The 11205-nt window shown below is 58.9% G+C and carries 8 protein-coding genes and 2 rRNA genes; 5 read left to right on the top strand and 5 right to left on the bottom strand.

Annotated elements, in window-relative coordinates; all coding sequences use genetic code 11:
• The 3 genes from rrf (TU79_RS27095) to TU79_RS21845 all read left to right on the top strand — a co-directional run.
• Positions 1-81 (top strand): 5S ribosomal RNA (gene rrf / locus TU79_RS27095); the annotation flags it as partial.
• A 108-nt stretch (positions 82-189) separates the two neighbouring features.
• Positions 190-305 (top strand): 5S ribosomal RNA (gene rrf / locus TU79_RS21850).
• Positions 306-597: 292 nt separating this feature from the next.
• Entirely contained in the window at positions 598-2478 is a 1881-nt protein-coding gene (locus TU79_RS21845; protein WP_057009943.1) for a methyl-accepting chemotaxis protein, read from the top strand.
• Between the two features lie 43 nt (positions 2479-2521).
• Here the strand turns inward: TU79_RS21845 and TU79_RS21840 are convergent, their stop codons facing one another.
• From TU79_RS21840 to TU79_RS21820, 5 genes are all read right to left on the bottom strand, one after another.
• A complete protein-coding gene (locus TU79_RS21840; protein ID WP_057009942.1) occupies positions 2522-2980 on the bottom strand; it encodes an SRPBCC family protein in 459 nt (152 codons plus the stop codon).
• A 21-nt stretch (positions 2981-3001) separates the two neighbouring features.
• Positions 3002-6373 (bottom strand): amino acid adenylation domain-containing protein, encoded by a 3372-nt coding sequence (locus TU79_RS21835; RefSeq protein ID WP_057009941.1) that lies wholly within the window; start codon positions 6371-6373, stop codon positions 3002-3004.
• Positions 6370-7317: a diiron oxygenase gene (locus tag TU79_RS21830; RefSeq protein WP_057009940.1), complete on the bottom strand. Its 948-nt coding sequence runs from the start codon at positions 7315-7317 to the stop codon at positions 6370-6372. Before TU79_RS21830 ends, TU79_RS21835 begins: the two co-directional genes overlap by 4 nt.
• Complete coding sequence (locus tag TU79_RS21825) at positions 7314-8072, bottom strand: DUF3050 domain-containing protein (protein WP_169793805.1); 759 nt, start codon at positions 8070-8072, stop codon at positions 7314-7316. Before TU79_RS21825 ends, TU79_RS21830 begins: the two co-directional genes overlap by 4 nt.
• Positions 8073-8417: 345 nt before the next feature.
• Positions 8418-9116 (bottom strand): GntR family transcriptional regulator, encoded by a 699-nt coding sequence (locus TU79_RS21820; RefSeq protein WP_057009938.1) that lies wholly within the window; start codon positions 9114-9116, stop codon positions 8418-8420.
• 314 nt (positions 9117-9430) lie between these two features.
• Here TU79_RS21820 and TU79_RS21815 point away from each other — a divergent pair, with 314 nt between their 5' ends.
• Positions 9431-10324 carry a TauD/TfdA dioxygenase family protein gene (locus TU79_RS21815; protein WP_057009937.1) on the top strand — a complete coding sequence of 298 codons (894 nt, stop codon included), beginning with the start codon at positions 9431-9433 and terminating at the stop codon, positions 10322-10324.
• Positions 10325-10346: 22 nt separating this feature from the next.
• On the top strand, positions 10347-11198 hold the full coding sequence (locus TU79_RS21810; RefSeq protein WP_057009936.1) for an ABC transporter ATP-binding protein: 852 nt from the start codon (positions 10347-10349) through the stop codon (positions 11196-11198).
• The last annotated feature ends 7 nt before the right edge of the window (positions 11199-11205 follow it).

The following is an 11205-nucleotide window of genomic DNA, read 5'->3' as shown; positions in this document are numbered from 1 at the left end:
CATCCCGAACTCAGCAGTGAAACGATGCATCGCCGATGGTAGTGTGGGGTTTCCCCATGTGAGAGTAGGTCATCGTCAAGATTAAATTCCGAAACCCCATTTGCGAAAGCAGATGGGGTTTTGTTTTTGTAGAAGTCCATGAATTTTCACCGGTGTGTTATTTGTACAACGCGCTGGTACACAGAATTTCTTGACGACCATAGAGCATTGGAACCACCTGATCCCATCCCGAACTCAGCAGTGAAACGATGCATCGCCGATGGTAGTGTGGGGTTTCCCCATGTGAGAGTAGGTCATCGTCAAGATTGAATTCCAGAACCCCTGTCTGCTAGCGCAGACAGGGGTTTTGTCGTTTAAAGACCTGGATCAAAACTCTGATTTACCCCTATCACTCCAACATGACAGCACTTGTACGATAACCATTGGTCGGCTGCCCTGTAGGGGATGAGAATACATCTCAAGATTTCCACACTCTCTGCCGAAAGCCTGATGAGCCACGCGTGCCCCGAGATAGAGCGGCCGAAGAGCCTGCCTACAGTGCTACATGGAATGTTCCACGCGGCACGCTCACCCCCTTTGGCAATAGAAGTCGACGAAATGAATCTCAAGTTCAGTCATAAAATCCTGCTGGCCGCATCTGGCGTTGTTGTCCTCGCCTTCGCGCTATTCACCCTCTACAACGACTACCTGCAGCGCAGCACCATCAAGCAAAATCTGGAGTCGTCCATCCAGCAATCTGGCGAACTCACCGCCAGCAGTGTGCAGAACTGGCTCAGCGGACGTGTACTGGTCCTCGAGAATCTGGCGCAAAACATCGCACAACAAGGCGCAACTGCCGACCTTCCCGGTTTGGTTGATCAGCCTGCACTCACCTCAAATTTTCAATTCACCTACGTAGGCCAAACCAACGGCGTGTTCACACAGCGGCCTGACGCCAAGATGCCCGATGGCTACGACCCGCGTCAGCGTCCCTGGTACAAGCAGGCCGTAACTGCCGATAAGCCCATGCTTACACCGCCTTATATGGCCGCAGTGGGCGGGCAGATCGTCACCATCGCCATGCCGGTCAAGAAGAACGGTGAACTCCTGGGCGTTGTCGGTGGAGACCTGAGCCTGCAGACCCTGGTGAAGATCATCAACGCCGTGGACTTCGGTGGCATCGGTCATGCGTTCCTGATCAGCGGTGACGGCCAGGTCATCGTCAGTCCGGACGAGGACCAGGTAATGAAGAACCTAAAGGATATCTACCCAGGTACCAGCCTGCGCATCGACAAGGTCAATCAGAACGTCGTGCTCAACGGACAGGAGCGCATCCTGTCGTTCACGCCTATCAGCGGTTTGCCAGGTGCGGATTGGTATATCGGCCTGTCGATCGACAAAGACAAAGCCTACGCACCATTGGGTAAATTCCGCACTTCAGCACTGATTGCCATGTTGATCGCCGTGGTAGCGATTGCTGTGCTCTTGAGCCTTCTGATTCAAGTGTTGCTACGACCTCTGACCACCATGGGCGCGGCGATGAAGGACATCGCCCAAGGTGAGGGCGATCTCACTCGCCGCCTGAATGTGACCAGCAAAGACGAGTTTGGCGAGGTGGGCAGTGCCTTCAACCAATTCGTGGAGCGCATCCACGCCTCCATTTCCGAAGTGTCCTCGGCGACGCGCCAGGTACATGACCTGTCCCAACGAGTGATGGCCTCGTCCAACGCCTCGATCATCGGATCCGACGAGCAGAGCGCTCGCACCAACAGCGTAGCTGCCGCGATCAACGAGCTGGGCGCCGCCACTCAGGAAATCGCGCGTAACGCCGCCGACGCCTCGCAGCAGGCCAGCGGCGCCAGCGAGCAAGCGGATGGCGGACGCAAAGTGGTTGAGCAAACCATCCTGGCAATGTCGCAGCTGTCGCAAAAAATCAGCCTGTCCTGTACCCAGATCGAAACGCTGAATGCCAGCACCGACAACATCGGCCACATTCTCGATGTGATCAAAGGTATCTCCCAGCAAACCAACCTGCTCGCGCTCAATGCCGCGATCGAAGCGGCGCGTGCCGGCGAGGCAGGTCGCGGTTTTGCAGTGGTCGCTGATGAGGTGCGCAATCTCGCTCACCGCACTCAGGAGTCGGCTGAAGAGATTCATAAAATGATCACCTCGCTGCAAGTGGGCTCGCGTGAAGCGGTAACCACCATGAACGCCAGCCAGGCTTCCAGCGAAGAGAGTGTCGAAGTGGCCAACCAGGCCGGCGAACGGCTGGTCAGCGTGACGCAGCGAATTGTCGAGATCGACGGCATGAACCAATCAGTGGCCGCCGCCACCGAGGAGCAGACCGCCGTCGTAGAAAGCCTCAACGTTGATATCAACCAGATCAACCTGCTGAACCAACAGGGCGTGGTCAACCTCAATGAAACACTGCGGGACTGCGATGCCCTCTCCCAGCAGGCCAGCCGATTAAAGCAACTGGTTGACAGCTTTAAGCTCTGACCTTCAAGTGCAAAGCAGGAGCGAGCAAGCTCGCTCTTGCTGTTCAGCCAAGTATCCGGCGCACATTCTCCATCGCGCTGTCGGCAAACGCTTGTGCAAACGCATCAAATTCCGCCTGGGTGGCTTCAACCGGTTCACCGATGATCGTCCAGGTTGCCCTGGAGCGACCGTCGCCCAGCGCCTCAACGCTCATCGCCGCCCACAGGCGCGCGATGCCCAACGTGTTGTAGATCGTAGTCCAGGTCATGCACATGGCGGCTTCGTCCCGGCTGTTGAGCTGTTCAACCACGCAGTGACCGTCGTGAAAAAATTTGGTGCGTAAGGCACCGACACCCGTGCCGGTCATTTCGATATGCGACAGAGACGGAATAAAAGTATCAAACCCTGCAAAGTGACCGACCAAGGCCCACAGGCGAGCCGCTTCGCACTCGACTGTAATGCAGGCCTGTACCGGGGCCGCACAGGGATTGCGGATTAACGTATCCGGTTGTAGTGGTTTCATGAAAAAGGTCCTTGGAACATTTCAAAGAAAGCCGACAGCCTTGAGGTAGTCGCAGCCCTGGCGAAGCAGCGCCGGAATCTTTTCGGGGTAGCGCGCGCCCATCTTTTCCACACCATGACGTGCGTTGTCGTGCCGGATCATTGAGGTGTCGCCGATGTCTTCGCCCGGCCCATCCAGATAAAACCCCAGCACCCCGAACAACGCGTTGTCTCGATCAACTGTCCGCAACGCCTGTTGCCAGCGCGCAACACTGACGCGGTCGAAGGCATGCCCTGCCTGGCTGAACGCATCGAGGTAGTTATCCCAACTCAACGGCTGTGGGTTGTGCAGGTTGAAGACGTTGCGCCCGCTGTCGAACTGGCCGCAGTGGAAGGCGAGAAAACGCGCAAAAAAGTCCACCGGCATCAGGTCAAAGTTCACCTTCAGTTGGGGCACCAGACCCAGTTGCAGCGAGCCCTTGAGCATCAGCATCAGACGATTTTTTCGGGGTTGGCAAACACCGTTGCGGCTGTTGAAACTGATGTTGCCCGGACGCAGTATGTTGACCCACGCGCCTTGCGCCACCGCACGCCCCAATAGCCGCTCGGCCACCCACTTGGAGAGGTTGTAGCCATTCTTGACGTAGACCGGCAGTGTCGCCGCCGCCGGTGACTCCAGAACGTGGCCGCCCGCATCGACGCTGCTGCAGGCCGACAGCGTGGAAATGAAGTTCAAGACTTTCTTGCAGTGGGTCTCGCACAGGCGCAAACATTCCCGAACGGGCTCGACGTTGTCCGGTGCCAGCAACGCATAGTCCATCACATGATTGACCTGTGCGGCGTTGTGCACCAGCACGCCAAACTCCCTCGCAAGCGCGTCATACACGTCGCACGCCAAGCCCAGGCGTGGCTGGCTGACATCGGCGGTGTATACCCGCACCCGGCTCAGGTCCAGATCTTCCAGGCGATACTCCTTCAATGCCTGGCTGAATCTTGTTGCCGCCGGCTGGCCCGGCAACTCACGCACCAGACACGCGATCTCTGTTGCGCCACCTGCCAGCAATGCTTCGACGACATGGAGGCCGATAAAACTGTTGGCCCCCGTCACAATCACTTTGCGTCGATCACCGGCCCGTGTCTCGGGCAGCACCGCCAGCACCTGCTCACTCTGCGCATCGCGCACGGCCTGGCTGGATGCGGCATCGGGCAGCACACTGTTCTCCATCAGCAAGGCGAGGGTACTGATCGTCGGCCTCTCGAAGAAGCGATTGAGCGGCACACTGCGGTCGAATTGTTCACGAATTCTCAGCAGCAAAGTCGACAGCAAAATGGAGTGGCCACCGAGGTTGAAGAAGCTGTCATCCAGCCCCAGATCATCCACAGGCACCCGCAGCAATTCACTCCATAGCTGCACCAGTTGCCGTTGAAGTGGCGTATACGCAGTGCGGCCGTCGCCAGCCAATGAAACGTGAACCGGCAACGCCAGCAACGCCTGACGGTCGATCTTTCCGTTGCCGGAGCAGGGCAGGGCATGCAGTTCGGCCCACGCCTGTGGTTGCAGGTACTCAGGCAACCACTGCCGCGCGTGCTGCTTGAGGTCGATCAACGTAGCGCCGCCCTCTGGATGAGCGACCACTCCACGAATCCTGCCATCGCGCTCTATCACCACCGCAACCTGACGAAACAGTCGACTGTCGCGCAGGCATTGCTCGATCTCCCGCGGCTCTACCCGCACCCCACGGATCTTCACCTGGTCATCACGGCGCCCGCCGAGTTGTACGCCTTCGTTCGTCCATTTTGCGAGGTCGCCACTGCGGTAGGCCCTGACAATCTGACCGTCCGGCAATGTCAGCTCGACAAAGGGGCTGTCGAGTACCGGCGTGGCGCTCAGGTACCCCAGGCTCACGCCGGGCCCGACGATATACAGCTCGCCCATCACCTGCTCGTCCACCGGTTGCATGTCCTCGTCGAGGATCAGCACCTGACTGTTGGCGATCGGACGCCCCACATTGGTGTTGCCATCTGCGCGTTGCAGCAGGCGATGCGTCACCAGCACCGTGGCTTCGGTGGGGCCGTAGAGATTGTGCAAGTGACACTGGCCGGCCAGGCGTTCGATCACATGGGGCTCGCACGCTTCGCCACCGGTTAGCAGGTGAGTCAGGCCCAGCGGCTCGTTCAGCGGCAGAACACCAAGCAACGCGGGTGGCAGAAACGCGTGGGTGATGTGCTGCTGGCGAATCAATTCCACCAATTGCTGCGGATCACGACGTTGTGCCTCGCCGGGAATGATCAACTGCGCGCCGGCAATCAGGCTCGGGAAAATATCCATCAGCGACGCATCAAAGTGCAACGCGGCAAACTGCAGCACGCGGCTCTGTTCACTCAACGCCATGCAGCCGCCGAACCAGGCGGTGAAGTGCGCCAGATTCCCCTGGCTGAGCCGCACGCCTTTTGGTCGGCCGCTGGTGCCGGAAGTGAAAAGCACCACACACGGTGCGTCAGGGGTCGTCCGAAGGTGGGGCAGCGGTGGCGCGCAATCCTGCGGCTCGGCTTCACGCACATCCAGCGCCGTGAAGTGTTTACGCAGCGGGTGGTAGCCCTCATCCAGCAACACGCGCGCGCCCGCGCTTTCCAGCATGGCCTGCTGCCGCCGAAGAGGATGCTCCGCAGCCAGTGGCAGGTACACCGCGCCGCAGCCGAGAATCGCAAGGATGCTCGCGTACAATGCAACAGACTTTTCCAGGCAAACTCCGACGATCGCTGACCCTTCAACACCTTCCAGCAGTGCCGCCAATCGTTGCTGGATCGCCCAGGCCTGCGTCTGCAGTTGCCGGTAAGTAACGATCTCGCCCGCTATATTCAGCGCCGGTCGCTCGGCAAAGGTAATGAGGCTGGCCTGCAGTCGCTCGATCATCGGCACTTGCGCCGCCCTCAGCAGAGTCCGGTCCGCCGTGCGATTGAACCGATGCAGGTAGGCCAGTGCATCCAGGCTCTGCAAGTTCTGGTCAGGCCAGTCGTTGACGGAGGCTGGCGAAACACACAGCTGCGGGTCGCGTGCAAAGTGACTCACTTGCAGAGCTACCCACTCCACCAGCGTTCGCGTCGCTCGGCGACACAATCGATTGCCGTTCCCGCTGGGCTCATTGGCCACGTCCAGCACGCTCACCAGGCAATGGTCATGGTTATAGCTGCGCAACTGCAGCTCAGGCAATCCAGACCCGGTCGGTGAGCCGATCCCCAGTCGCAGACTCAGACGCGGCGTCCCCGCCAATCGCATCGGCAGTGGCTGGCCGCCGTCGTCGATCACCAGATCAACGCCCTCGTCTGCGCTGCGATGGCCGTACTCTTCCAGCTCTGTCCGCACAGCATTCAACGCCTTGCTCGTGCCGACCCATCTCACTGTCAGGCGCCTCATGCCGCTCTCCCGGCCGGCGACAGATAGTCATCCAGGGCCGCTGCCACGCTTGGCGTCTGGAGCAGACCGCTGTGCTGCAAAAACTTCATGATGTTGCCAACCAATGGGTGCTGGCGGGTGATGGGAAACGCCAGTGCTTCCACCTCGTCTTTCAAGGCTTCACGGATGCGCGCGCCCACACCCAGGTGTTCGATCAATTGCAAGTCGAAGGTTTTTTGCAGATCGTTGGTCAAGTAGTGCATTAGAAACGTCGGCAGCACATGAGCGATGCTGTCGCGATCAGCCGGCCTGGCCGCCTGCCAATACAGGTGCACCAGATTTGTCCAGAAACGGGCATGGCGGCCTTCGTCAAACAGGTGATCGGCCATCATGCCGCGGATAGAGGACTTCACACTGTCGTCCCTGGAAAATGCCGCCACCTCATGGGTCACGGTGTTTTCGGCAATCGCCACGCCTATCAACTCCACTGCATCGCGCAGATGAGCAGGCGCCTGTGCCTGCGCTGCCGGCAGCGCGCGGCTGAGTTCGATCTGCCTGGGCAGATCGAGGGGCCGGATGCCGGTCATGCTTACGGTCTGATGCAGGAAATCCAATGCCACCAGTGCGTGGTAATCCTCGTCCACTACAACGGACATTGCGTTGTAGCGACAGGCCAGGGGGAAGGGCGGCGTGAAGCGGTTCTTGGCAATGCTGCGAGCGGTCCTGTCGACAATTTCGGTCTCGAAAATCACCACGTCATTGATGTATTTGTAAAAGCTTTGTACCAGCACAAAGTCTCGCCATTGCGCGCAGTGTTCGACGAACGTCGCACTCAAAACCAGCGGCTGGCGGCACAGCGGAAAGATCAATTTGTCATCGTTTTCCAGCAGACGGCGCGGACGCGTGCGGACGGTTGCACGGCGCTCCCAATCGTCAGCGAAGGAGCAGTAATCCGTGATGCTCATGGGCGTGCCTCCTGCAGCAAGGTTCGCAGGTCGTCCCAGAAATGGATCCGTTGTTCAAGCGCGCTCAAGGCGAACGCGTCAGCCTGTTGCCGACGATGCACGTCACCACCGATCAGGCGCTCGAGCATCGCCCGCGCGCCAGGTTCATGGTCCTTAGCGTCCAATTGAATGTGGCGGTTGAGGTAATGGCGCAGCATCGGCGCTTGGTCGAGCACTGCTGCGCTGCCTTGCAACAGGCGTTCAAACAGGGCCGGTATGACGCCCTCCCGGCCGTGCAGGAAGGCCGCCGCAACGCAATGGGTAGGTGCGTCGAGCGCGGTGCGCAGCGTGCTGCCGACAAACCGCGCCGTGCCGGGCAAAATCTCTAAGGATTGCAACGCCACATGAGCGTCCACACCCTGGCGTTGCAGCGTGACGAAACGGTCGATGGCGACAGTGCTGGCACCTGTTTCAAGCATGCCCTCACGGTACAGCTCGAAATGGCTGCAATGGCCGGCGCCGGGATGGTCATCCGACTCCTCTCCCAGCACGATTTCATTGATCAGCCGAGCGGCCTGAGGGTCGGTGGGAGGGAGCCAGGGCACTTGGGTGCCGGCCAGGTCCCGTTGCAAGCGTTTGGTGAGGCTCATGAAATCCCATACAGCAAATACATGGTTCTGCATAAAAAGTTGTAACTTGCTGAGTGAAGTTATTTCATTAAATAAAGGATGACTGCACAACTGCAGTTTTTTCTGCTCAATTAAAGTTTGATGCATGGTTGATGCCTATAAGTTTGTTGCGACTGCGCTGAAGACAGAACGGCTTTATTGATTTTGAAGTAGACAGTCAGGATTTTTACCGGCCCGAGCGTGTAGCAGTGCCTTGGCAAGGGCAAAGGCTTGCGCGGCCGTTTTAAGTGTCTGGTTTAGTGGCGCGGGATAATAAGCGGATTAAACGTTTGGATGAGCTTGCAAATATATTAAAAGTTTTTCCAAAAAATACGTGCTGTGAGTAAGTTGGTTGATCAGGGATGGGACGTTTCTTTAACCGGCGCAGGATAAACCAAGTGGTGTCGGCGGGGTCTTCCCTTGATGCCAAGGGCGCCCCGAACGGCATGGGGTTTACTTGTCGGCTGTTTCAAGGCCATTGAGGTAGGCGGATATGACTTCCATCCCCCGCGTCAGATGATTGCGCAGCGTAAGGATGCTCTCATCGGTCTTCTTCTGCGCCACCAGGCTCAGCAGTTCGCGGTGGTCTTCCTGGGACGTCTCGCCCAGCCCCATCGCCTCCAGATTGAAACGCAGAAAGCGCTCTTCTTCATTCAGGCCATGTTCGACCAGCTTGAGCAGCCGCTGATTGGGCGCCTTGCCATACAGCGCCATGTGGAACAGGCGGTTCAGGCGTCCGATCTCGGTATAGTCCTTTTCCCGTTCCAGGGCGGTGATCAATGTCTCGGCCCCGGCAATGTCGGCCTCGGTGAGTAACGGAATCGACAGGCGCAGGGCCTCGGACTCCAGCAGTATGCGCAAGGCGTAGGTTTCAGCCGAGTTGTCTTCGATCAAGGGCGCCACCACAGCGCCTTTGTGCGTCACTACATGCAGCAACGACTGCGCTTCCAGCTGGCGCAAGGCCTCGCGCACCGGCATGCGGCTGACGCCGAACAGGCTGGCCAGTTCCTGCTGGCGCATGGCGGTGCCGCACGGTAAACGGCCATCGAGAATCGCGTTGCGCAAGGTTTCTTCAATTACGGAACGAGCAAGATGAGCGGGAATGGGTCCGCTGACCTTAATGCTGTTCAACAGGTTCGGTTTCTGCGTCACGGCTACGCTCTCCTCCCTTTTTAAAATAAGTATGGCTAATTGGATCCAAAGCACACTAGAGACAGCTCCAAAACTTGTCAAACCAGCAAGGTTTTCGGCTTGTAAGGGCTTAAACACGGGGTTCCTGGCACCCACACCCTGCTTTGCGGCGTCTTACATATCTTCGTCAAATTAATGATTTGCCGCCTTTGCTCAGCGTAGCCGTCCCAGCCTGTTCGTCGACACATTAACGTCTATAGATATTCACTAATGGTATTTAAAATGATGTTCTTATGTCTATAAAGTTGCTCTCCTGTCCGACCGGGAGTCACTTCATGTCCGCCACCTCTACTCTTCCAATCGCGGCCCTCACCTCACAAAGGTTCGAGATTCGTCCACTGTCCGGCAGCGTCGGCGCCGAGGTCATTGGCCTGGACCTTTCACGCCCGGTCAACGACGAAGATTTCGCGCGCATTCACCGCGCCCATCTGGACCATCATGTTGTGGTATTTCGCGATCAGCGCATCACTCCCGCCCAGCAGATCGCCTTCAGTCGCCGTTTCGGCGTGTTGCAGATTCACGTGCTCAAACAGTTCCTGCTGGCCCATCACCCGGAAATCCTGATCGTCTCCAACATCGTGGAAAACGGCCAATCCATCGGCCTGGGAGATGCGGGTAAATTCTGGCATTCGGACCTCTCCTACAAGGAACTGCCGAGCCTGGGTTCGATGCTGCACGCCCAGGAGCTGCCCTCCGAGGGCGGCGATACCCTGTTCGCTGACATGCACAAAGCCTGGGACCAGTTGCCCGAGCACCTGCGCAACGCCGTGCAAGGCCGCAGCGCCGCGCACTCCTACACGGCGCGCTACAGCGAAACCAAATTCGAAGGTAACTGGCGCCCGACGCTCACCCCGGAGCAGCTGGCCCAGGTAGCCGAAGTGGTGCACCCCATCGTGCGCACCCACCCGGAAAACGGCCGCAAGGCACTGTTCGTCAGTGAAGGGTTCACCACCCGCGTCGTCGGCCTGCCCGAAGACGAAAGCCGCGACCTGCTGGCCCAGCTCTACGCCCACAGCGTGCTGCCGGAAAACATCTACCGCCACCAATGGCAGCCCCACGACATGGTGTTCTGGGACAACCGCTCGCTGATTCACCTCGCCGCCGGTTGCCCCAGCCATTTGCGGCGCAAATTGTTCCGCACCACCATCCAGGGCGATGCGCCTTTCTGAACCCTATCGCACGAGAGTTGAAATGAACGCGCCTTTGCCAGGCCACGCGGCCAGCAACCTGAGCACCGCCCAACCGCTGCTGGCGGTGGACAACGTCAGCCTCGAGTACCGCACCCCCGAGCGGGTAGTGCGCGCCACCCACCAGGTCAGCTTCGAGATCGACCCGGCCGACCGCTATGTGTTGCTCGGCCCGTCGGGCTGCGGCAAATCCACGTTGCTCAAATCCATCGCGGGTTTTATCAAACCCAGTGAAGGCGAGATTCGCCTGCTGGGGCAAAAGGTCGAGCAACCGGGTCCGGATCGCATCGTGGTGTTCCAGGAGTTCGACCAGTTGCCGCCCTGGAAAACCGTCAAGCAGAACGTCATGTTCCCCCTGCTGGCGTCCAAAACCCTCAAGCGCCGCGAGGCCGAAGAACGCGCGCTGCACTACCTCGACAAAGTCGGCCTCAGTGCCTTCGCCGATGCCTACCCGCACACCTTGTCCGGCGGCATGAAAGCCCGCGTAGCCATCGCCCGTGCCCTGGCCATGCAGCCCAAAATTCTGCTCATGGACGAACCCTTCGCCGCCCTGGACGCCCTCACCCGACGCAAGATGCAGGAAGAACTGCTGCTGCTCTGGGAAGAAGTGCGCTTCACCCTGCTGTTCGTCACCCATTCCATCGAAGAGGCGCTGGTGGTCGGCAACCGTATCCTCCTGCTGTCGCCCCACCCGGGCCGCGTGCGCGCAGAAATCCACAGCCATCAATACGACCTGCACAGCCTCGGCGGTGTGGACTTCCAGGCCTCGGCGCGGCGCATTCATCGCCTGCTGTTCGATGAAGCCCCCGAGGCCGAACGTGAGTTGGGTTTCGCCGATATTCGCATCGCTTACTAAAGGGTCG

Source organism: Pseudomonas trivialis (genome assembly GCF_001439805.1).
Taxonomy (GTDB): Bacteria; Pseudomonadota; Gammaproteobacteria; order Pseudomonadales; family Pseudomonadaceae; genus Aquipseudomonas; species Aquipseudomonas trivialis.
This window is presented reverse-complemented; position numbering and strand designations above follow the sequence as displayed.